The 19,271-nt window shown below is 43.6% G+C and carries 29 protein-coding genes; 14 read left to right on the forward strand and 15 right to left on the reverse strand.

Annotated elements, in window-relative coordinates; genetic code table 11:
• The first annotated feature begins 58 nt into the window (after window positions 1–58).
• Window positions 59–220 carry a hypothetical protein gene (locus tag DEU30_RS13600; protein ID WP_166649037.1) on the forward strand — a complete coding sequence of 54 codons (162 nt, stop codon included), beginning with the start codon at window positions 59–61 and terminating at the stop codon, window positions 218–220.
• 40 nt (window positions 221–260) lie between these two features.
• Here the strand turns inward: DEU30_RS13600 and DEU30_RS10405 are convergent, their stop codons facing one another.
• Window positions 261–1,028, reverse strand: coding sequence for a hypothetical protein (locus DEU30_RS10405; protein WP_114982243.1), 768 nt, complete (start codon window positions 1,026–1,028; stop codon window positions 261–263).
• 456 nt (window positions 1,029–1,484) lie between these two features.
• On the opposite strand from DEU30_RS10405, the gene DEU30_RS10410 reads away from it, so the two are divergent.
• The 4 genes from DEU30_RS10410 (at window position 1,485) to DEU30_RS10425 (ending at window position 5,790) form a co-directional block, all read left to right on the forward strand.
• Window positions 1,485–2,432, forward strand: a complete 948-nt coding sequence (locus DEU30_RS10410) for a hypothetical protein (protein ID WP_208107277.1) — start codon at window positions 1,485–1,487, stop codon at window positions 2,430–2,432.
• A 964-nt stretch (window positions 2,433–3,396) separates the two neighbouring features.
• The gene (locus DEU30_RS10415) at window positions 3,397–4,260 is read left to right on the forward strand and encodes a hypothetical protein (RefSeq protein ID WP_114982240.1); all 864 of its coding nucleotides are present in this window, start codon (window positions 3,397–3,399) and stop codon (window positions 4,258–4,260) included.
• Window positions 4,261–4,262: 2 nt separating this feature from the next.
• Window positions 4,263–4,604: a hypothetical protein gene (locus DEU30_RS10420; protein ID WP_114982239.1), complete on the forward strand. Its 342-nt coding sequence runs from the start codon at window positions 4,263–4,265 to the stop codon at window positions 4,602–4,604.
• Window positions 4,605–4,761: 157 nt separating this feature from the next.
• Window positions 4,762–5,790, forward strand: a complete 1,029-nt coding sequence (locus DEU30_RS10425; RefSeq protein ID WP_114982238.1) for a reverse transcriptase family protein — start codon at window positions 4,762–4,764, stop codon at window positions 5,788–5,790.
• A 68-nt stretch (window positions 5,791–5,858) separates the two neighbouring features.
• Here DEU30_RS10425 and DEU30_RS10430 read toward each other — a convergent pair whose 3' ends face one another.
• Both DEU30_RS10430 and DEU30_RS10435 read right to left on the reverse strand, forming a co-directional pair.
• Window positions 5,859–6,071 (reverse strand): endonuclease NucS domain-containing protein, encoded by a 213-nt coding sequence (locus DEU30_RS10430; protein WP_114982237.1) that lies wholly within the window; start codon window positions 6,069–6,071, stop codon window positions 5,859–5,861.
• Between the two features lie 135 nt (window positions 6,072–6,206).
• Complete coding sequence (locus DEU30_RS10435) at window positions 6,207–6,803, reverse strand: hypothetical protein (protein WP_114982236.1); 597 nt, start codon at window positions 6,801–6,803, stop codon at window positions 6,207–6,209.
• 595 nt (window positions 6,804–7,398) lie between these two features.
• Here DEU30_RS10435 and DEU30_RS10440 point away from each other — a divergent pair.
• A complete protein-coding gene (locus tag DEU30_RS10440; protein WP_114982235.1) occupies window positions 7,399–7,719 on the forward strand; it encodes a helix-turn-helix domain-containing protein in 321 nt (106 codons plus the stop codon).
• Entirely contained in the window at window positions 7,716–9,041 is a 1,326-nt protein-coding gene (locus tag DEU30_RS10445; RefSeq protein WP_114982234.1) for a type II toxin-antitoxin system HipA family toxin, read from the forward strand. The genes DEU30_RS10440 and DEU30_RS10445 overlap by 4 nt, the downstream gene beginning before the upstream one ends.
• Before the next feature lie 7 nt (window positions 9,042–9,048).
• On the opposite strand, the gene DEU30_RS10450 is transcribed toward DEU30_RS10445, so the two are convergent.
• From DEU30_RS10450 to DEU30_RS10485, 8 genes are all read right to left on the reverse strand, one after another.
• Window positions 9,049–9,432 carry a TM2 domain-containing protein gene (locus DEU30_RS10450; RefSeq protein ID WP_114982233.1) on the reverse strand — a complete coding sequence of 128 codons (384 nt, stop codon included), beginning with the start codon at window positions 9,430–9,432 and terminating at the stop codon, window positions 9,049–9,051.
• 9 nt (window positions 9,433–9,441) lie between these two features.
• Window positions 9,442–9,681 (reverse strand): membrane protein insertion efficiency factor YidD, encoded by a 240-nt coding sequence (gene yidD, locus DEU30_RS10455; protein WP_114982232.1) that lies wholly within the window; start codon window positions 9,679–9,681, stop codon window positions 9,442–9,444.
• Window positions 9,682–9,689: 8 nt separating this feature from the next.
• Window positions 9,690–9,905, reverse strand: a complete 216-nt coding sequence (locus DEU30_RS10460; protein ID WP_011235308.1) for a DUF4177 domain-containing protein — start codon at window positions 9,903–9,905, stop codon at window positions 9,690–9,692.
• Window positions 9,906–9,952: 47 nt separating this feature from the next.
• The gene (locus DEU30_RS10465) at window positions 9,953–10,696 is read right to left on the reverse strand and encodes a GNAT family N-acetyltransferase (protein ID WP_114982231.1); all 744 of its coding nucleotides are present in this window, start codon (window positions 10,694–10,696) and stop codon (window positions 9,953–9,955) included.
• Window positions 10,693–11,145 (reverse strand): DMT family transporter, encoded by a 453-nt coding sequence (locus tag DEU30_RS10470; protein WP_114982230.1) that lies wholly within the window; start codon window positions 11,143–11,145, stop codon window positions 10,693–10,695. The genes DEU30_RS10465 and DEU30_RS10470 overlap by 4 nt, the downstream gene beginning before the upstream one ends.
• Complete coding sequence (locus DEU30_RS10475) at window positions 11,142–11,768, reverse strand: nitroreductase family protein (RefSeq protein WP_114982229.1); 627 nt, start codon at window positions 11,766–11,768, stop codon at window positions 11,142–11,144. The genes DEU30_RS10470 and DEU30_RS10475 overlap by 4 nt, the downstream gene beginning before the upstream one ends.
• Window positions 11,769–11,861: 93 nt before the next feature.
• Window positions 11,862–12,479, reverse strand: coding sequence for a cyclic nucleotide-binding domain-containing protein (locus DEU30_RS10480; RefSeq protein WP_114982228.1), 618 nt, complete (start codon window positions 12,477–12,479; stop codon window positions 11,862–11,864).
• A complete protein-coding gene (locus tag DEU30_RS10485; protein ID WP_114982227.1) occupies window positions 12,467–12,814 on the reverse strand; it encodes a VOC family protein in 348 nt (115 codons plus the stop codon). Before DEU30_RS10485 ends, DEU30_RS10480 begins: the two co-directional genes overlap by 13 nt.
• Window positions 12,815–12,954: 140 nt before the next feature.
• Between DEU30_RS10485 and DEU30_RS10490 the strand changes: the two genes are divergently transcribed.
• From DEU30_RS10490 to DEU30_RS10515, 6 genes are all read left to right on the forward strand, one after another.
• Entirely contained in the window at window positions 12,955–13,491 is a 537-nt protein-coding gene (locus DEU30_RS10490; RefSeq protein WP_227016377.1) for a DUF4269 domain-containing protein, read from the forward strand.
• Between the two features lie 91 nt (window positions 13,492–13,582).
• Complete coding sequence (locus DEU30_RS10495) at window positions 13,583–13,864, forward strand: type II toxin-antitoxin system Phd/YefM family antitoxin (protein WP_114982226.1); 282 nt, start codon at window positions 13,583–13,585, stop codon at window positions 13,862–13,864.
• A complete protein-coding gene (locus DEU30_RS10500) occupies window positions 13,861–14,157 on the forward strand; it encodes a type II toxin-antitoxin system RelE/ParE family toxin (RefSeq protein ID WP_114982225.1) in 297 nt (98 codons plus the stop codon). Before DEU30_RS10495 ends, DEU30_RS10500 begins: the two co-directional genes overlap by 4 nt.
• 5 nt (window positions 14,158–14,162) lie before the next feature.
• Entirely contained in the window at window positions 14,163–14,501 is a 339-nt protein-coding gene (locus DEU30_RS10505; RefSeq protein WP_114982224.1) for a thioredoxin family protein, read from the forward strand.
• 80 nt (window positions 14,502–14,581) lie between these two features.
• Window positions 14,582–14,857 (forward strand): hypothetical protein, encoded by a 276-nt coding sequence (locus tag DEU30_RS10510; protein WP_114982223.1) that lies wholly within the window; start codon window positions 14,582–14,584, stop codon window positions 14,855–14,857.
• A 27-nt stretch (window positions 14,858–14,884) separates the two neighbouring features.
• Window positions 14,885–15,430 carry a GNAT family N-acetyltransferase gene (locus DEU30_RS10515; RefSeq protein ID WP_114982222.1) on the forward strand — a complete coding sequence of 182 codons (546 nt, stop codon included), beginning with the start codon at window positions 14,885–14,887 and terminating at the stop codon, window positions 15,428–15,430.
• 201 nt (window positions 15,431–15,631) lie between these two features.
• On the opposite strand, the gene DEU30_RS10520 is transcribed toward DEU30_RS10515, so the two are convergent.
• Window positions 15,632–16,942 carry a methyl-accepting chemotaxis protein gene (locus tag DEU30_RS10520; protein ID WP_114982221.1) on the reverse strand — a complete coding sequence of 437 codons (1,311 nt, stop codon included), beginning with the start codon at window positions 16,940–16,942 and terminating at the stop codon, window positions 15,632–15,634.
• Between the two features lie 178 nt (window positions 16,943–17,120).
• On the opposite strand from DEU30_RS10520, the gene DEU30_RS10525 reads away from it, so the two are divergent.
• Window positions 17,121–17,696 (forward strand): hypothetical protein, encoded by a 576-nt coding sequence (locus DEU30_RS10525; protein ID WP_114982220.1) that lies wholly within the window; start codon window positions 17,121–17,123, stop codon window positions 17,694–17,696.
• On the opposite strand, the gene DEU30_RS10530 is transcribed toward DEU30_RS10525, so the two are convergent.
• The 3 genes from DEU30_RS10530 to DEU30_RS10540 form a co-directional block, all read right to left on the reverse strand.
• Window positions 17,680–17,856: an ATP-binding protein gene (locus DEU30_RS10530; protein WP_243734120.1), complete on the reverse strand. Its 177-nt coding sequence runs from the start codon at window positions 17,854–17,856 to the stop codon at window positions 17,680–17,682. The genes DEU30_RS10525 and DEU30_RS10530 overlap by 17 nt on opposite strands.
• 103 nt (window positions 17,857–17,959) lie before the next feature.
• A complete protein-coding gene (locus DEU30_RS10535) occupies window positions 17,960–18,250 on the reverse strand; it encodes a HigA family addiction module antitoxin (protein WP_181813912.1) in 291 nt (96 codons plus the stop codon).
• A 111-nt stretch (window positions 18,251–18,361) separates the two neighbouring features.
• Complete coding sequence (locus tag DEU30_RS10540) at window positions 18,362–19,237, reverse strand: DNA ligase (RefSeq protein ID WP_114982218.1); 876 nt, start codon at window positions 19,235–19,237, stop codon at window positions 18,362–18,364.
• Window positions 19,238–19,271: the final 34 nt, after the last annotated feature.

The following is a 19,271-nucleotide window of genomic DNA, read 5'->3' on the forward strand; positions in this document are numbered from 1 at the left end:
TGACACTGTCTCAGCTAACCATCCACTTTGAAGGTCGACTGGATGGCCACATAGATTTATGAAAACTTGGCTGACACAGAATATTGAACACTCTCATACAGGTATTTCTGGCAATAATCCTATTAAGTTAGAGATTGGTGATATTAGCGATATTGCATTACTTTGTGATACATCTGAGGTTAATAATCTTATAGAGGTTAATCAACCTGTTGAAAGCTGATGAATCTGTTTAACTGATATCAATGTTCTACATAGGATGACTAGGTGTCAGTATCTATTTCCTTTTTTGAAAATAACGTCTTATAAATTTCGTATAAGGTCTTCTTATCTTTTCTCGGAATTACAACTTGAAGTGAACTTAGGTTTGAACTGCTATGAATTTCTGTCCTATGAGAAGCCTTATTCCAAAAGAAAAAATAATCTCCAGATTTTCCAATAAAAACACTATTCCTTACAATATTGTTGTTTATGCGAACTTCCATGGTGGAGGCTTTAACTGCACTAGCATTCATAGATGCAACCCCCGGAGTCAGAGCTAAAAAAAGCAAAAAGACAGGTATAAGGCTATTAATTAATGATTCTTTAGGAATAATCTCATCAAAATACTTTCCTCTGATGTTGTCATAAAATGGAACTGCGATTAACAAAAAGCCAATGCCTATTTCGAGAGGGGTTGTTCCCGTAAATATAAAGTGGAACCCAAATATCACAGGGATTGCTTTGGCGATAAAATTCCCTATGCGTCTTTGCCAAATAACTTTTCCATCAACCGTTAGCTCTGAATCATGGGGTTCTATCTTTAACACCATATTTAGCATTGGCTTTAAAAGGATACTAGATGCCACTAGGCCAAACGACGTGCTAATAATAAATATTATAAGAGGTGCTATTGCTTGACCTATATAGTCAGATAAACCCAAGAATTGGAAGATATCAACTCCAAACTCTCGCCAGAAGAACATCAGGTAAATCGTTGCCAATATAAGCGACATTGAGCTGAACAAGGGGATAATTGATATTGTCTTCATCTTGTGTCCTTAGGATGTAAATAATTATGTCTTATTTAGTGTTATGTTCACTTTTAAACATCTTATTTAAAATCGCACGAATTCAAAGCCCTGTAAAATAAAGGGTCGAATTAAACGACTTATTTCATGAGAATACTGACGTTCACGTCAGGTTCGATGCCTCACTGACATGAATCTGAAGCCCGCTTTTTAGCGGGCTTTTTTATTATCCATTTTCAGTTTCAAATGACGTTTTGCGTGTAAATTTGGTTGTCGCTTTGAAAATTATAAAACCACCATCTCGATATGAAATTGACAAGGCGCCTGGCGGGCACAATTGGTTTGCATTTGGAAGCGCAGCGCTTCATTGCGCTGGGGTGTTTGTGGTTGCGTTGTGCAGTAAAGTCTTTTAGTGTCGATTAAGAGATAGAAACGCTCGTGCATGAGCTTTATATATTGAGCATTTAGGAGATATTAGTGTCCCAAAGCAGATCTGAACATATTCTAGAATTAGCGAAAGAACTGCTTGATGATATTGAACTAAGCAGATTATCCGCTGAGGCACTTTTGCTAAAGGCATCTCGCTTGGCTAGATGGGTAGGTTCAGAAGAAATAAAACATTGGATAAGTTTCGAGATGAGAGGTTACAACTCCTCTGAAGCTACATCAATAAAATACATGGGTAAGACGGGGCGCTGGGTTAAGAAAGACGAGGAGAAAGGTTACTGGGGGCCACTAGCTCAGCATGAAGCAGCACTTGAAGCTGAGAATATTAAGCTACGCTCAATGACAACGCCGGATACAGGTGGTGATTTTGGTGTTCGCGTAATGCATATGTATCAGCAACAACAGTTGTCGACAACCAACTATATTTCAAGACTGAGTGGTATTAAAAGTAGGGTCTTTGCTCTACTCCATAGTTTTGTATCTGATGTGTACTACGAAAAGGAGTTTGATAGTTTAAGCGAGTCAATATTCGAAAAATATAAAAGTGATATCGATACATTAATAGCGGGGCATGCTGGTGAAATTCTTGAGCAAATTCCGTCTGTTATGTCCCGACTTTCAGAAGACGAACCCGAGTCTATTAGCCAAGCATTAACAACGGTTCGCCGGATAATTGAATCATTCGCTGACTCAATATTTCCTCCAACGGATGACACTATTAAAATGGGTGATAATGAGGTCTCACTAGGGCCTAACAGACACCAAAACCGAATAAATGCTTTTGTTCACCAGAGAGTAGAGAGCAAATCAAGAAAAGCTAAGATCCGTCAGAACCTCTCTAATCTTTATGATCGCGTATCTACCGGGGTTCACAAAGATGTTACTGCTGAAGAAGCACGGTCTCTCTTTCTTAATACATATTTAATTTTGGGTGAAGTGCTTCATATCGGAGAGGTACAAAATGCTGAGCAAGATTGAGTTGTTGAACTTCCTTTCGTTCGGCTCTAGCGGTCGGCTTTAGGCATATCAAAGCTATGTATATAACTGACAGTAGAACAGTTAAAGACTGGCAAAAGACACGAGAATCGATAATTGATTCAAGTGACCAATTGGAATGGAGAAAAGCGTTTAAGGATTTCTTTTGGGGGCGAGTTCAGTCTCGATATCTCGAACCGATACATAGCCTAAGAAATGACGACAGTTATCATGGGTACGGCTTTACTATAATGACTTTATTATGTTCTCTCATTGAGTTCCTAGAATCTTGTTACGAAGGTAAGACATATCGCCGGTGTCACAAAAATGAGCTTCAGGTACACGAGTACAACGGAAGCAAGCAATGTTTCATTGATTTCCTAACCAAGCGAGAACCATTCTCCGAGAAGTTTTCAGAAGTTGAAGCAATAGATTTCTACTCGTCAGTCAGGTGTGGTCTGCTTCACGAAGCATCAACAAAAAATGGATGGCGTATAAGGGGTAAATCTGATTCAGGAGTGGATATTGTGTGCATGGAAACTAAAACTGTGTATCGGGATGACTTTGAGGCCGCCACAATAAAATATATTAAACAATACGGCGAGGAACTTGTGTGTGATGGGCCACTGCAAGAGGCGTTCATTCGAAAGTTTGACGCATTATGCGGATGATTGAATACGGCCTACTTATCAGACCTAAGCTGAGCCCATTCAATAATTCATTTAAAGACGAGAACCGCACTTCATGCGCAGTTTACATTTTGTTGCGTACACATGATGTATTGGAGATAGAAGGGCGTGTTTATTATTAGAAGTATTAGATTTCATTCGGAGTTATTGTGAAGTTACTTAACAAGTCCTTTAATGGGAGTGATATAAGATACAGAGGACTGGACTTCCCAGAGTTTGAGGATCTACAGACTGTCTAGTGAAAGCTGGGAAGTCCACAAGTAAATAAAGGCTTTTACATGTTTATAAAAACAGAAAAAACTTCTAAAGAAGACTTTTATTCATTGGCTAGTATAGCTGAACAGATACCTTGGTTGGATGATAGGGAATATCAATCGGGGATTTTAGCTCTATGGGAAGAACTTGAGGATGATGAAAGTAAAAAACTAGTAGTTGAATTGTTGAAACGTCTGGAACATTTAAACGACAGATGCTTGAATGATAACGCATATTTAATAGTAGACAAGATTAAGGAATGGGAAATAAAACCAGAAAATGTCCTTATGGTTGCTACATCTGATGGCAATGAGATAGATGGTTCAGTTGCAGGATTACAATTTTTAAAAAATAATCTAGCTACACTAGACGACTGGAGCGAAAAGTTACTTTTTTCTAATTTCGAAGCGGCCTTGGTACATATCCAAAAAGGAGTAACTGAAGTGTTAGTTTTCGATGACTTCATAGGCTCAGGGAAAACGATGGTGACAAAACTGAAAAGTTTTAAAAATAGGTTGGCTGAATTGGGTATAGTTGGTGTTAATTTTAGGATTCTAGGGTTTGCTGCGATGAACCATGGAGTTCGCCATATTGAAAAAAACTTGAAGGTAGAAATGTTTTGCCCTGTCATCCTTAGAAAGGGAATATCAGATTATGAATCAGACAAGGCTGATGAATACAAAAAAATGATGTTGGATCTGGAAAGCAATCTTCAAAAAAAATACAAAGGTTTGAATATCAGAGATTTCGCATTAGGATATAAAGGCTCTGAGACTCTATATCAAGTATATGGTAATAACTGTTCAAATAATGTTTTCCCTCTATTCTGGTGGCCTAAAAAGAGGTTTGGAAAGGTGCGGAATACATTATTTAGAAGGCTAAGATAATTATGGAGCCTATACTGATTAAATTAGTGATAGAGCTGGCGAAAGATAAGGAAGAACACGAATTTTATGAATTACATGAAAAATTTCGCTTCACACCTTCAGAAGTTAAAAAAATAATAGAGTTTTTAAGTGCTAAAAAAGTAATAGAGCATCGAGAACATGTTTTCAAGCTGAACTCAAAGCTTTCAAATGAGCAATTGGCTTTCATTTATAATGCTATGTCTTCAAGGAAGTTGGAGTTAGACAAGAATTTAATACAAACCATGGTTGATAAAGCGTGTGAGATTACGGAGCCATATAAACCTAATTTAGACATTATTGATAAGACTTTAAAGCTCGACTAATTAGTGAGTAACATGTTATTTTAAATTGTCGCTTACTTACTAGCGTAAGGGTGCATTCGCCCTTTAATGGAAGGTAGGTTTTAACCTCATAGATGAGAAGTAAACGGGTAATTTGTAGTAGTAAGCGACTTTTAAAATCAATGGGTTAGGTTAAAAATTGTTAAATTTTAGTCAATGGAAGAGTTTCTTACAAAGCGAGGGGATTAGCGAACAGCAGTCTGAGCATTTAGCTAATTATGCTGAGAGGCTGGCAAATCGTGGTTTCCCTGTGATCTTTGAGCTAGAACACCTATCTAGATTATTGGGAGTCGAAAAGAACTATTTATATCGTGTGATGTTCAAGGGGAGTGAGTTCTATCGTACCTTTGAAATCAATGGAAGAAGAAAAAAGAGGCTAATCAGTTCACCATACCCAATCCTTAGCTACATCCAATCTTGGATAAAAGAACAAATTTTAGAAAAATTCGTTGTGAGCGAACATGCATATGGATATGTAAAATCTCGTTCAATACTGGATAACGCGAAATTTCACTTAGGCTGTACAGAACTTCTAAAATTAGATATTAAAGATTATTTTGCTCATATTTCTAGAGCCATGGTTAATAGAGTGTTCAATGAGGCAGGGTTTACTCCAAAACTAAGTTATCAGTTGTCAAAACTTTGTTGTGTTTATGGTAGTTTGCCTCAAGGTGCGCCTTCAAGCCCTACTCTTAGTAACCTTGTAATGAGGGAGTTGGATCAAAGCTTATTCTATCTGTCTGATTTTTATAATATTAAATTTAGTCGCTATGCAGATGATTTGGCTTTTTCAGGTAAAGCTATTCCAAGTGATTTTATAGTAAAAGCCGTAAAGCAGATTGAGAATTACGGTTTTATGTTGAATCATGAAAAATTTACTCATAGAAAAATAAATCAAGGAAAAATGATATCCGGTTTGTCTATATCTGGAGATTTTGTAAGAGTTCCCAAAAAAACTCGTAGGGAGTTTAGACAAAAGCACCATTATATGATGCTCAATAAAGAAAAATCATTTAACGGTGTTCACGGTGATTTCGACCTTTTATCTCTTGATAAGCTAATAGGTTTAGGGCAGTTTATTAAATTTATTGAGCCAAATAATACTTTCGTGATTCGGGCTGTTGATGATTTGAACTTATTGAAAAAGGAGATTTTTCGAACTGGATAAAAGGTGAGGCTAGCAAATGAAAAAAATTTCAATCTAGGGTTATTAAAAATTAAGTCGGGTGGACTGGATTAGTGAACTAGTGGAGATTCAGCTTGATCATTTTTCTTTAGCTCGATGACTACATATTGACCGAACTCATCTTTAGCTAGAATATCAATCCGACCTCCTGAGCCAAAGTCATTTGATAGCTGGAGCTCAGTTTCGACTAGCGTTAATCCCTCCTCCAGAACTTCCAAGTTATTGGCTAATTTATCTCGAATCAAATTTTCATTTATAGTCAAAAACTAATTTCCTATTCTTTGCGCTATAACGCACGGAATAAGGGACGGCCAATGCGGAGTCGCTTTGGTGTTATAAAGGGGCTCAGCGACAATACAAAAGCAACGGAGTATTGGGTGTCCCACTTGATGGCTTTGTTAGGTAACAACTATTGATTTAGAGATATACCATACAAAGCGCTCATCTTTTTCCATTTTCTTCCCAACACTTGATAGGATTTTTTTATATTCTTCATTGGACTCATGCGATCCTTGTATCTCTAAATCTAGGTAATAGATTCCAGGATTTTCAACACAAATAAGGTATGTTTCTGTTTGAGTTTCACCAGGAAGAAGACTGGCTTCCTCTCTCGCTGTTCTGGGATCTCTATACCCCTCAATCATTTCAGGTGAAAAATTTACAAAGCTTTCTGTACTCTTTAGTACCTTGGTAGCAGATAGACAGCTTTCTTCTAGGTTAATGAGTTCCGTACGGTTTCCAAGATTATGAATTTTTACTTCTACGGAGATAAACACCCCCTCAGAACTTCGGATAATCTCAGCATCCATCGTAACATCAGCTACGCTCTGCTGTTTTAATTCCCTTTTTAGCTTTTCTACTTCAGCTCTTGCTTGGTCAATTCTTTTAAGAGTAAAAAACTGATATAGAGCCCAAGCACCAGCAAGAACCGCAGCAAATGCTATAAATACCGATTCTACGATATTTGCTATTGTCTCAATTTGACTGAGGTTCATCTCTCACCTAACACTTTTATATTGTTCGTGTGCACTTTGTAATTCGTTTAATTGATAGGTGTCGACTTTTAAGTTATCGATCTAACCAAAATTTCGACCTTAAAACGTTCTGAATAAGCGGAAGTAATTTGAGCATGCTCAATTAGACTCTGACGAGCGCACAATAACCAACTTTGATGTTTCGTTATGTCATTGACAGTAAACGACTTAAATCCACAACACAATAAAAAAACACGTAATAACGCGGGGATAGGTATACCGTGCCTGATTCGCGCGCCCCACACTTACTAATGACAGGGAGGCAAGTAACCAGTTAAGTGAGGCAAAAATTCTAAGGTCCGATCCTCCCTTAAATAAGGATAGCGTTGCATTCACCGATTGAACTCACAGCCACAAAGCAGACTATCGAGTGATACCCAAAACAAGTATTATCAACTGCCTGTTTTAAATCTATTTTACAGCCCCCAAAAAGGCTTTTGCTGTCAAAAATTAATATTAAAGCCCATATAAATACTTTTACATAAAAATAATTACATCCCTCAAATGGTCTGCTACACTCAAATTGTAAGTTTAAAGTCTGTTTAAGGTTCTTTATATGGATTCTGAACGTGTTTCAGCAATCATTGGTCAGCGAGTCAGGCAGTATCGGCTGAACCAGGATTTAACTCAGGAGGACTTAGCTACCTTAGCTAATGTCTCACTGAATGCGGTTAAATCCGCCGAGGGTGGTAAAAGCACCTTACCGACCTATGTCGCTATTCTTCAGGCTTTGGGGCATATCGACAATTTACTGGCCGCATTCCCGGACGAGGGCGTTTCTCCTGTGCAACTGCTCAAAAGTAGCACCAAGCAGAAGAAGCGAGCGAGCGGTAAAACGCGTGTGAAACCTGCTGATGACAAGGAGCTGGATTGGTGATTAATACCATTGAAGTTCGCTACAAAGGTGAGCCTGTCGGTGCCTTAAGTTATAACAAAGGCGACACGGCTGCGCGGTTCGAGTACTTATCTGAATTTGTCGAAAAAAATATTCCGCTGGCGCCTTTAACTATGCCTGCCGAGAAGGGGCGAATTTACTCTTTTCCGGGGTTAAACTGGGATACCTTCAGAGGCCTGCCGGGCATGCTGGCGGACTCTTTGCCCGACGACTTTGGTAATGCGGTACTGAACCAATGGGTCGCGCAACAGCCCGATCGCACCGAGCCTTTGAGTCCGCTTGAGCGGCTTCAGTACACCGGCGAGCGGGGCATGGGGGCGCTTGAATATCACCCGGCGCGTAAGAATCAAACCAACGTCAAAAACAAAGACATTGAGCTTGAGAGCTTAATGAGGTTAGCGCAGGAAGTGCTCGATGCACGAAAGGGCTTTCGTAAGAGCACGCACTTTGACGACGCGGCAGACAAAGAAATGATGCAGGCCTTATTAGCGGTTGGCACCAGCGCCGGTGGCGCAAGGCCAAAAGCGGTACTGGCGTTTAATAAGGATTTCAGCCAGGTTCGCTCAGGGCAGGGGCTTGTACCCGAGGGCTTTGAGCATTATCTGCTGAAGTTTGACGGCGTAAAAGAGCGCGACCCTTCTCAGCAAACCTTTGGCGACCCGCTAGGCTACGGCGCCATGGAGTATGTGTATTACTTAATGGCCACGCAAGCCGGCATTCATATGATGCCATGCCACCTGCTGGATGAAGGCAACCGACGCCATTTTGTGACCAAGCGCTTTGACAGAATAGGCAATGAAAAAAAGCACATTCAAACGCTTACCGCTATTAAGCACGTGAACTATCACGACATTGGTGCGTTTTCTTATGAAGAGCTGTTTCAGGTTGCCCGCCAGCTGAGGTTGCCACGGGCGGACGCTATAGACTTATTTCGCCGTATGGTGTTTAACCACGTAGCAACCAACCACGATGATCACTCCAAGAACTTTGGTTTTATGCTGGAAGACAAGCAATGGCGGTTGAGCCCGGCTTATGATGTGGCCTTTAGCTATAAACCCGGAAACCCATGGGTAGAGCAGCACTGGATGTCGCTAAATGGCAAGCGCAGCGGCCATACCCGCGCCGATTTTTACGCGCTTGCTGACGTTCAGCTTCCGCGGATAGAGCGCAAAGAAATTGATGCAATTATTGACGATGTGATTAACGCGGTGTCTCAGTGGCGGGAGTTAGCCACTGAACATGAGGTGCCAAAAGCACTTGCCGACTCAATAGAGGGTCATCTCAGGCTGAAAGATTTTGCCTGAGAGGCGCTTAGGCGTTATTTGACTTAACTTTATGAAGGAGCTCGCGCATAACGTTATTGTTGTAAGCATGAACAATTTGTTGTGACTTAAACAATTGCGGCAGCTCGACAATGACAATGCCGAGCAGAACGATAATTCCGACGATAGGAAAAAAGGGCAATAGAACCAGCCCGAGCAGCATGACGCAGAGGTTGATAACGCCGCGCTGCGTTTTACCCAGATAAAAATGGTGTAAGCCTGCCATTACAAACCAGTTTAAAACGGCGTAAGTGTCGGGGTCTTTTATCTGCTCACCTTCAAGGCGGAAATATTCTTTTCGCTGTTCAGGCGTTAGCTCACGTATTTGCTTGCGCAGAGCTTCTTCTTCATCACGTAATTGTTCAGAAGACATAAGAGTACCTCATTTAAGGATCTTTTCAGGAACCGGGTCGTGCTTTTTGTGAACGCAGTCAGGGTCGTTACAACGCTTCATGCGCGCTACACCAAGCTTTATACCGCGCCAGCTACCGTATTGGCTAATGGCCTGATACGTATAGTGCGAACAGGACGGCTCAAAATTACATTCGGTATTAAAGAAGTGGCGCGAACCGCCACGACGCTGATACCAACGAATTGAGGCTAAAATGAGCCGCTTTACCATGACGGGCTTTATCGACCCAGAGTGACAATGGCCGCTTCACGTGTCCAAAACAGCCAAAAGCGTTTTTGCTCAAGTACCTGAAACACCATTTGCCAGCCGTCGGCAGCTTCCTGGTTCAAAGTCGATTCAATTTTCTTTAACGGCAGACCACTTGAGCCCAGAAGCAAAGTTCCACAGCCACCTTCCGCAATATGAATGACTTTGTATTCCGTAAACTTAGACATGCTTTCTTCCTTGTTTCAATTAAGTTGTAAGTAACTTACGTAAAAAGCTATGTAGCGTCAATTTTTATGAAATTGTGAATGGCACCTAACGAGCGATAGCCCAGGGATTGATAAAGTGGCTCTCCCATAGCAGATGCCTGCAGTTGGAGGGTATTGATGCCAGCATCCAGTGCATATTGCTCAAGTATTAGCATGGCATCTCTGGCCAACCCTTTGCCCCGGTAGTCGTCCAGTACACCCACCTGATGAATACCCATTTGTTGTTCCTGGATGAAGGTCATGGCGGTACCGGCTACTTGCCCCTGATATTTTATAAAGTACAAGCAGGCGCCACCAAGTAACAGGTTTTGAACAGACGACGACTCAACCTCATAACCAAAACATGCGCCTGTGGTATTCGCCCATTGTTGAGCCTGGTTATCTTCTATTGGCTCTAGCGTTAGCCTGGGGCCGGGGTCTGAAAGCGCTGATGTACTCAGAGTTTTCACCATCATTTGCTGACTAAAACTGGGTGTTAACTCCGACGGTAGCAGGAGTAACCCCGTTCCGGCTTTTGGCAACAGTATTTCGGGCATGGATAAGATATGAGAGTCAGAGGCTTTTGCACTTAGCTCTGTCACCAGTTGCTCTTTTTCCGCTTCTGAGTAATTGCCCGGTTCGCACCATATTCTGCGCGGCCATTGTTCTAGCTTGTAAAGTGTAGCGCCTTGGTTGGTGGTAAATTCCTGATAAGGCTGCATGCGCCAAAGCTGGTGCAAGTTATAAAGGTTTTGTTGTTGCTCGGTTGTCATTGCCGTGCCCCCATATTAATTAAAAATACCCCGGCGATAAGAAAACAAGCGCCAATTAGGCGGTAGCTGTTAAGTGCAATTGCGGTATTCCCTAAAAAGCCAAAATGATTGATGATCATGGCACCAATGAGCTGCCCGGCCAGCGCGTAAGCCATGACTTGTCCCACGCCCAGCTTTGGTATTAGAAAGTACATGGTGCCGACGCCAAAGCAGGTAAAAATGGCGGCAATTAACCAGAAGTACCAGGGCAGGCTAAAAAAAGTAATGCTGGTTCGTTCGCTAAAGCCCCACAGAGCCAGTGCGGAGAACAGCGCGCTAATAGTAAAGGCTATGGTCAGCGACAAGAACGTATTGTGCGCCAGTTGCCCCATCATAGCGTTAATACTGGCCTGAATGGCTATCGACATGCCCGCTGCAATAGCCAATATCACAAGTATTGTCTGGGTCATAAAACAACCTTAAACCGCGATAGTGGCTGGCGGACTTTTTTCTGGAACTGGGTTGCATCTGCCTCGCTGCGATAGCCCACAGGGCAAGCGAATACGGTGCTAAGGCCGAGTTCTTTCAGCGAGAGAATATTGTCATAGGCGTCATGCTCAATGCCTTCCATTGGGCAACTGTCGACTTCGAGTTCAGCGGCGGCCAGCAAAAATGTACCCAGACCAATATAGGCCTGACGCGCTGCCCATTCTTTGCGCTTTGCGGCTGACATGGCCTGCAGCTTTTGCGTTAAATAGTTGCGGGTATTCTCCGCTTCTTCGTTGGTGAGCTGGCGCTGCTGGCTTAATTCCGAAATATAAGGGGCGACTATGTCTGCAACCACACCTGTTTTTGCAGCAAATATGACCAGCGCCGAGCTGTCCGCAACTTTTTGCTGACCAAAAGAGTGATTAACCAACTGCTCACGTAGGTCTTTGTCGCGAATAACCAGTGTGCAGTAAGGCTGCAAACCATAAGACGAGGCCGTTAAACGGGTGGTGTTTAAGATTCTATCGAGAACGTCGTCAGCGATTTCGGCGCCAGAGAAGTCAGCGGTGGCGTAACGCCATTGCTGTAATTTTTCTAAATACATTTAGAGCTCCTGTTAGCTTCTATTGCTGCAAGTGAGCTCTATTATTCAGAGACCCGGGAAAGGCCGCATTAACATAGTTTAATAAGCGGAAAATTACTTAGGGTTTTGTAACTGTTTGCGTAATCGTGACAGTTGCACCGGCGTTATACCCAAGTGAGAGGCAATGTGGTATTGAGGCACCCGACTAACAAGATGCGGAAGTTGTTCTACAAAAGTTTGGTAACGCTTACTTGCCGTAGTTTGACCAAAGGCATTGTCGCGTTCGTCTTTTTCCAGCAGCCAGTTTTTCTCTAAATAGAGGATGTGATAACGCATTAAGTCAGGGCTTTGCTCCAGCAACTGGCGATAACCACGAAAGTTAATTTGTAGCACCGCCGAGTTTTCTAAGCACTCAACACTTAATGCCGAAGGTGTGGCCGTTAATAGCGATGTCATGCAGGCGGGGAACTCACCTTCACTAAAAAACCGCTTATTGTACTCCTGACCGTTCTCATCCAAATGAAACACCCGGGCTAAGCCTTTATGGATAAAACTAAAGCTGTCGGGATGCTCACCTACAGAGTAGATTAAGTCACCACGAACGTATTCGTGATAACTCAGCAGGCTCTGAAACTTCTGCCAACAGCTCTCCGTAATGACATGATAGCTGTCCATGCGGGCACGCAGGTGCTTGAGGGCGTCGTTTGGTATTTGTGTGACTACTCTGACCATACTGCATACTCATTTCCACTTGGGCAGGTAAACTGAAAACGCCGACCACCGGGAAAATCAAATATAGGCTTGAGGATTTTACCGCCTGCATCCTCAACGCTTTTCAGGCTTTGCTCAAGGTCTTTGCTGTATAACACCACCAGCGCACTGCCCGTTGACGTTTGAGCAACTAAATCAGATTGGTAAAACCCGCCATCGAGCCCCGCATTTTGAATAGCCGCGTATTCCGGACCATAGTCTACAAACTCCCAGCCAAAGGCTTGTTGAAAGAAGCGCTTTGTTGCTTCAAGGCTCCGCGCTGGTAATTCAATGTAATTAATTTTAGTTGAGTTCATGGTGTGCCTCGCATAGGGCTTTTTGAGAAACGATTTTACCTTTAGTTCTAGTTTAACCTAACGCTCATTTTTATCAGTACTATAGCTTAGTTTATTGTTGTATCGGCACAATATAGATAGATGCTATATGAATCCCAAAAATGGCCAAAATGAATAGCAAGATCGTCCGCGCCAACAAAGCGATAGAAGAATCGGGAATTCTGATTAAACTTAACGCCTATTCGCCGGAAGTCGTTAGTACGATATTTGCTTCTCTGGATACGAAGGAAAGCGACATCGATATCGTTTGTACGTACCAGGAACAGGAAGCGTTTATTGAGGCATTTGAATCGGCATATTCCGGCTATGAAGCATACAGCATACGCCAACGCAAAGATCACGCTTTAGGTCAGTTTCACTGTAACCAATTTTTAATTGAAATCTATGCGTCAAAAACGCCAGTGGAGTTACAGGCTGCATTTCGCCATTATCAGGTAATGAAACGCCTTGTAAAAATTGGCGGCAATGAGTTCATCGACAGGATACGGCAGCTTAAAGAAAGCGGTCTCAAAACAGAACCTGCTATTTGTCAGATTATGGGAATTTCTGGAGACCCCTACACGGCAGTTCTTGAACTGGAGAAGTGGTCCGAAAAGGAGCTTAACAAGTTGCTTAATTTCGCTCCGGCATCCCTTTAGCAGAGCGCTGGTTTTTCCTACAGATACCTTGCTTGCCTTCAAGTCATATTGTACTCTTTGATGTACATTAAAAAGTACTGAGGTGATTTCCATGTCAAGGGTTCGAGTAGATGAAGATATCCGCCCTCTGTCTGAATTTCGTGCAGGGGTAGCCACATTCGTAAAGCAGCTCCATGAAAACCGTCGTCCTATGGTGCTGACACAAAGAGGTCGAGGCGTTGCAGTGCTGGTGGATGTTCACGAATATGAGAAGATGCAACAACGTCTGGAAATACTAGAAGAGGTGTACAAGGCGGAAGAACAGATTGCTTCCGGGAATGGTATTTCGCATGAAGATGCGAAGGCTCGGGTTTTGAGTAGGCTTGCTCAATGAAGATTATCTGGTCCCCGCTTGCGCTGGAGCGTGTAGAGGACATTGCTTGGTATATTGCAGAAGATAATCCGGCGGCTGCGGTACATTGGGTTGATGATTTATTTGCCACGGTTGAGCGGTTAGCTGATTTTCCTAAAAGTGGGCGCATGGTTCCTGAGGTGGGCTCATCTCGCATCAGGGAGCTGATATTTGGATCGTATCGGGTTATTTACAGCATCAAAGATCAGGTTGATGTTCTGACTGTGCGTCGTAGTAGTCAGCTATTGCGAATGTCCGAGCTTGGTGAGGAGTAAGTTGGATGAAAACCGACGATATTGGCTCTAACTCCGATTACGCGGAAGAAGCATTTACCTTTGAACAAACTGGCGAGTTATCCGGTGACGTTGTACTTGAGTTTGGCGCGCCTTGGTGTGGACACTGTCAGGCAGCAAGTTCCGCGATAAAAGAAGCAGTAACTGAACATTCAGGGCTACGTCATATTAAAATATACGACGGCAAGGGCAAACCACTGGGGCGTGCGTTCAAGGTAAAGCTTTGGCCGACTCTGATACTCTTGCACAATGGCAATGAAGTGGCTCGTCTAGTGAGGCCATTACGTTCTGACGAGGTTTGTGAATTCATTTCGAAAGTCGATTAGAATCTGTTAACAAGTGAAGGCATCGGACGCTGGAAACTGAGCCGCTGTGCTTAAAGCGTTATACGTGTATAGGATAAAAAGTGGGCTGGATACATTTTCTTGAAGCATATTTCTCAGTCACCTATGTTGGGATGGCGGTGGGTGTATTTTATTCAATTTACACAGCCTATTTCAGCGCGAATTCTCGGACAGGCAGCCTTCTATTAAAAGCAAAGCCACCGCTGTCCGTAGTTTACGAATGCGTTGTTAACGCCTTTCGGTTCGGGTTCTACACCTTATTAGGGCTGGTGGCCCTGGGCTTTATTGCCAGCATAGTCTTTTCCTTGTGGGCAATAGTAAAAGAGATAAGCATTTAACAAACACGGCGTCAAATGACATGAATTATGATTAGAACGGAAAGACTCATACTTCGGCAATGGGATGACGAAGACCTCCTGCCCTTTTCGCAGATGTGCAGTGATAAGGACGTGATGGAGTTTTTTCCGAAGCTTTTAACGAAGGAAGAAAGTTACAGTGGGGGAAGACGAATTAAGTCTCTCATCGCTGAACGAGGTTGGGGCTTCTGGGCGGTAGAGCTCCCTGAACAGAGTAAATTTATAGGGTTTGTCGGGTTGCATACCCCCAAAGAGAATATGCCGTTCTCACCATGTGTTGAAGTTGGCTGGCGTCTGGCGAAACAATATTGGGGCATGGGTTACGCAACCGAGGCTGCTAAAGCGTCACTGCACTATGCTTTTACTCACTTGGGTTTAGAAGAGGTGGTTTCTTTTACGACGGCGCACAACATGCGTTCTCAAGCCGTAATGAAAAAAATTGGAATGTCCTATGCCTGTAATTTTAAGCATCCGGACTTAGAACCTTCTCACCCGCTTTGCGATCATGTTTTGTATAAGATAAACCGATCCCAGTGGGAGCAACATTCTTTATAATGAACTCCAAATATTGGAGTAACAGTATTTGAGGTTACGGATGCAGAGTTAGCGCAAGCGGATGACTACGAAGTGCTGACGCTCAGAACTGAAGAGCGTGTTTGACTATCACAGACACTGCGGCGGCCGTACGCCTTTGAAAAGAAGGGGGAGCACTCTCTAAATTGGCTCCCCCGGGAGCATGGTTTCAATGTATTTTTACTACAACTCATTGGCGAAGCGTTCTACAGCGTTGACCACCTGTTTGGCACCTTCCCGAATCTCTACAATGACGGCACCCGACTGGTTGGCTAATTCCAGGCCTTGTTCTGCCTCCTCTCGGGTACTGGACATTTGACGCATCACCTCATCAGAGAGAGTCTGATTTTTCTCGACTACTTTTACAATCTCTTCTGTGGCTTTACTGGTGCGGGCAGCCAGATTCCGAACCTCGTCGGCAACCACGGCAAATCCGCGCCCTTGTTCACCGGCTCTGGCGGCCTCAATAGCGGCGTTTAGTGCCAGCAGGTTTGTCTGCTCTGCGATGCCACCGATGGTTTGCACTATAGCGTTTATCTGCAGAGATTGTTTACCCAGCGCTTCAATGCTCTCGCTCGTCCCTTGCATTTGCCCGGCTATCTGCTGCATGGTTTCGACTGTCTTCTGAACCACAGCGGAGCCTTTTTGAGCGCTTACATCCGTTTGTTGTGAAACGTCGTAGGCGACGCTTGCACCTTCTCTTACCTGAGCTTCCCGCTCCACTTGGTCGGTGACCACGCTGGCAAATTTCACAACCTTAGATAAGTTGTCCTCGGCGTCATACACCGGATTATAAGTGGCTTCAAGCCACACTTCTTGGCCACGGCTGTCGACGCGCTTGAAGCGGCCTGCTACATACTCTCCGTTGTTTAGCTTTTTCCAGAATGCGGTGTATTCGGACGACTCAATCTCTTCTGGTGTACAGAATATACGGTGGTGCTTGCCTGCAATCTGTTCGAGCCGGTAACCCATGGCGTCCTGAAACTGTTCGTTTGCGGTAATTACCGTGCCATCAAGGTTAAACTGAATAACCGCAGTGGAGCGGATCAGCGCATCAATGAATGCTTCACTCTCTTTTTTTCCTTCAATGGTTTTGGTTACATCGCGGCCATATCCCTGTACATGGGATAGTTTGCCGTCCGCGTTCTGTATCGGAAGCCAACTGATACGAAGCCAGGCGAGGGAATCATCAGCACGCAAGTAGCGGTAGTCATCGCTTATCGGTGCGAGCTTTGCAACGGCCTGATTAAAGTCTCGAAAACAAGCTAGCTTCGGAACGTAAGCTGGCACAATCTCTGACATGGGTCGTCCTAACAGCTGTTCGCGTTGGTAACCTAGAACATCAGCAAAGCTTTGGTTTACGGCAGATATGCATAAATCGGAGTTCAGTGTGATGGACAGCATCCCCCGATCCATCTGGCTAGCCAGTTGGCGGAGCATCGCTAACTCCTTACGCTGATCTTCGAGTTCATTTTTGAGGCGGCGATTAAACATCTGGATATTCCAGTTAACAATAATTCATTTATATCGGCAGGTCTAACCAGCTCTTGAGCCTACGGGAAAAAAAGCGGGATGGGTAAGCAGCCTTTATTGTAAAAGATGTTGCTCCTGCTCAGATGACGGCGTACTTTAAAATATTTGAAAATCGGCTTCACGGTGTCGAGACCTTATTATGAAACGACTGACAATTTTGACAGCTCTGGCCTCTTTATTGCTCGCTGGTTGCGGGCATTACAACTATGCCGTAAAGCGGGGTGGGTCACCTGTTCCCTATAAAAATAAGTATGCTGACAATGATGGCAACCAGTACGAGTTTTACAGCACTCTTTATAAAGTAAACGCAGACAGTCGGTTTAGCGATTTGGTCGAGATTACGCATTTGAACGATGTGTACAATAGTCATCAAGGAACGCCGGAGTCGACCTGGAGAAAATCATTTTTAAGCTTCAATTTGAGTGGTGAGTCCGGCGTAGAGCTTATACCCGAGTCGGTGGTTCTGGAGCACTATTCTGAATCGGGTGAGCTTTTCAAGCCGTTAAAGGTTGAGTCAACGATATCTAAATGCGCGGGTAAGGTGGGTTGCCGGGAGTCTGTTGTTTTGCACTACGAAAAGGGCATGCCTGAAAAGCTCCTGGAAAAAGTCAGTTTTAAGCTCATCATTAATGGAAAAGAAAAGACGGTGTCTTATACGCTTCCACTGGAGTACAAATATCAATACTCGTTTTGGGACGTTATGATGGGAGTTTAAGCAAAAGCTTAACCTCAAGCCCTCTCGGTTGATTACTTAAGTTAATGCTACCTCCGTGGGCTTCGACAATATCGCGACACAGTGTTAAGCCAATACCTGAGCCTCTGACTTTAGTGCTGTAAAAGGGGATAAGCGCGTGTTCAAGTTGCTGTTCGCTCATACCGCTACCGCCATCTTGTAAAGTAATGTCCAGTTGTTGGCGGTGAATTGACTGGATGCGGGACTCTGTTCAAAGCTCAGCTTATCGCGAGCCTGTTAGGCATTTATGATGCGACTGTAAGATCAAGCTTTTGAACCTTATCTAAACTTAAATTTTTTCCGGCATGCCATAAATCGTATGCATCCTGCATCGCTAGCCAACTCTCCGGGCTTCTGCCCAAAGCTTTCGATAAACGCAACGCCATTTCAGGGCTTATACCACTTTGGCATTTCAAAACTCTGTTTAAAGTGGATGGAGAAACATTTAACTTTGTAGCTAAATACCGGCAACTCAAGCCAAAAGGCTGCATATAAGTTGCTAGAATAAATTCGCCTGGGTGGGCTGGGTTAAACATAATAGATATCAGTGATAAGTTTTGATCATGAGCTCTTAGTGTAGCGTGTTGCGCAACGTTGTCAATTCGTGGTTTCTTTGTATTTTTTGCATACGCACCGTGTCTAAAAGCTTATTCACCCTCTACAACCTCCCTAATTCGTAAAAAGCTGGCAAAGCGTGGCACGCCATTACTGGTGTAGCCGTGATACTTGTAGGTAATGATACTGCCGACAGGCGGAGGGTTAGCGCGTTCGGCGTCGGTGAAGCCGGTGCCAATAGAGAACTCAATGCCTTGCTGATTGCGCACGCGCAGCGCCCCGAGCATGTCGGTGTATTTACCTTTGCCGGGTAAATGGGCGATAACCTCTGCCTCTTCATCGAAATAGGGTTTTAATTTTAATAAAGCGTCGCTTCTACCCGACTGATGAAGCGCTGTAGCTAAGTGCAACATCAGGCCTTCTGCGCCTTGATCAACCATGGCTTGCAGGTGTTCGCTTAACTCATGATTGGAATGAAACCGTTGCTGCTTAACCGGCCTAATATGCTCAGCGTTTATTTGCTCAATTAAGCTTGAATAATTTTTGTATCGCTCCTCGAAAGGCAGTTGCGCGTCAGGCATATCAAACACCATATATTTCACTTGCCGCCAACGGTTATTCTTTGGTGTTTGGGTTCGCACAATAGAACTTAATTCCTCAAAATTCTGGCGTTTTGTCCACAGCTCACCGTCAAGCCAAACGGCGGGTAGTGGTGCAGTAAACCATTCCGGAGCTGATATCAGATTGCCTTGTCGGGTCAGTAGTTGCGATCCTGTCCAAATGGCCCGGATACCGTCGTATTTTTCACTTACTAAGTAGTTTCTAATGGGAATGGTTGTGTCCTGTTCGTACACTTTTGCGAGCTGTGTTTGCGTTGAGTCCTGCCATGCGGCTGCGGGGAAGGTACAAAAAGCAGCGATAAAAAATGCCGCTAAGTAAATGAAACGAATTTTAGAGAGTTTTGGCATCCTTGCCTCTTATTTTGGAGCGAGTTACAGCGCG

The sequence above is a fragment of the Idiomarina sp. 017G genome, assembly GCF_004362265.1.
Taxonomy (GTDB): domain Bacteria; phylum Pseudomonadota; class Gammaproteobacteria; order Enterobacterales; family Alteromonadaceae; genus Idiomarina; species Idiomarina loihiensis.

Coding starts and splice junctions, on each gene's coding strand:
- DEU30_RS13600 (WP_166649037.1), top strand. CDS start 59: ATGAAAACTTGGCTGACACAGAATATTGAACACTCTCATACAGGTATT.
- DEU30_RS10405 (WP_114982243.1), bottom strand. CDS start 1,028: ATGAAGACAATATCAATTATCCCCTTGTTCAGCTCAATGTCGCTTATA.
- DEU30_RS10415 (WP_114982240.1), top strand. CDS start 3,397: ATGTTTATAAAAACAGAAAAAACTTCTAAAGAAGACTTTTATTCATTG.
- DEU30_RS10420 (WP_114982239.1), top strand. CDS start 4,263: ATGGAGCCTATACTGATTAAATTAGTGATAGAGCTGGCGAAAGATAAG.
- DEU30_RS10435 (WP_114982236.1), bottom strand. CDS start 6,803: ATGAACCTCAGTCAAATTGAGACAATAGCAAATATCGTAGAATCGGTA.
- DEU30_RS10440 (WP_114982235.1), top strand. CDS start 7,399: ATGGATTCTGAACGTGTTTCAGCAATCATTGGTCAGCGAGTCAGGCAG.
- DEU30_RS10450 (WP_114982233.1), bottom strand. CDS start 9,432: ATGTCTTCTGAACAATTACGTGATGAAGAAGAAGCTCTGCGCAAGCAA.
- yidD (WP_114982232.1), bottom strand. CDS start 9,681: ATGGTAAAGCGGCTCATTTTAGCCTCAATTCGTTGGTATCAGCGTCGT.
- DEU30_RS10460 (WP_011235308.1), bottom strand. CDS start 9,905: ATGTCTAAGTTTACGGAATACAAAGTCATTCATATTGCGGAAGGTGGC.
- DEU30_RS10465 (WP_114982231.1), bottom strand. CDS start 10,696: ATGACAACCGAGCAACAACAAAACCTTTATAACTTGCACCAGCTTTGG.
- DEU30_RS10470 (WP_114982230.1), bottom strand. CDS start 11,145: ATGACCCAGACAATACTTGTGATATTGGCTATTGCAGCGGGCATGTCG.
- DEU30_RS10475 (WP_114982229.1), bottom strand. CDS start 11,768: ATGTATTTAGAAAAATTACAGCAATGGCGTTACGCCACCGCTGACTTC.
- DEU30_RS10480 (WP_114982228.1), bottom strand. CDS start 12,479: ATGGTCAGAGTAGTCACACAAATACCAAACGACGCCCTCAAGCACCTG.
- DEU30_RS10485 (WP_114982227.1), bottom strand. CDS start 12,814: ATGAACTCAACTAAAATTAATTACATTGAATTACCAGCGCGGAGCCTT.
- DEU30_RS10490 (WP_227016377.1), top strand. CDS start 12,955: ATGGCCAAAATGAATAGCAAGATCGTCCGCGCCAACAAAGCGATAGAA.
- DEU30_RS10495 (WP_114982226.1), top strand. CDS start 13,583: ATGTCAAGGGTTCGAGTAGATGAAGATATCCGCCCTCTGTCTGAATTT.
- DEU30_RS10500 (WP_114982225.1), top strand. CDS start 13,861: ATGAAGATTATCTGGTCCCCGCTTGCGCTGGAGCGTGTAGAGGACATT.
- DEU30_RS10505 (WP_114982224.1), top strand. CDS start 14,163: ATGAAAACCGACGATATTGGCTCTAACTCCGATTACGCGGAAGAAGCA.
- DEU30_RS10515 (WP_114982222.1), top strand. CDS start 14,885: ATGATTAGAACGGAAAGACTCATACTTCGGCAATGGGATGACGAAGAC.
- DEU30_RS10520 (WP_114982221.1), bottom strand. CDS start 16,942: ATGTTTAATCGCCGCCTCAAAAATGAACTCGAAGATCAGCGTAAGGAG.
- DEU30_RS10525 (WP_114982220.1), top strand. CDS start 17,121: ATGAAACGACTGACAATTTTGACAGCTCTGGCCTCTTTATTGCTCGCT.
- DEU30_RS10530 (WP_243734120.1), bottom strand. CDS start 17,856: ATGAGCGAACAGCAACTTGAACACGCGCTTATCCCCTTTTACAGCACT.
- DEU30_RS10535 (WP_181813912.1), bottom strand. CDS start 18,250: ATGTTTAACCCAGCCCACCCAGGCGAATTTATTCTAGCAACTTATATG.
- DEU30_RS10540 (WP_114982218.1), bottom strand. CDS start 19,237: ATGCCAAAACTCTCTAAAATTCGTTTCATTTACTTAGCGGCATTTTTT.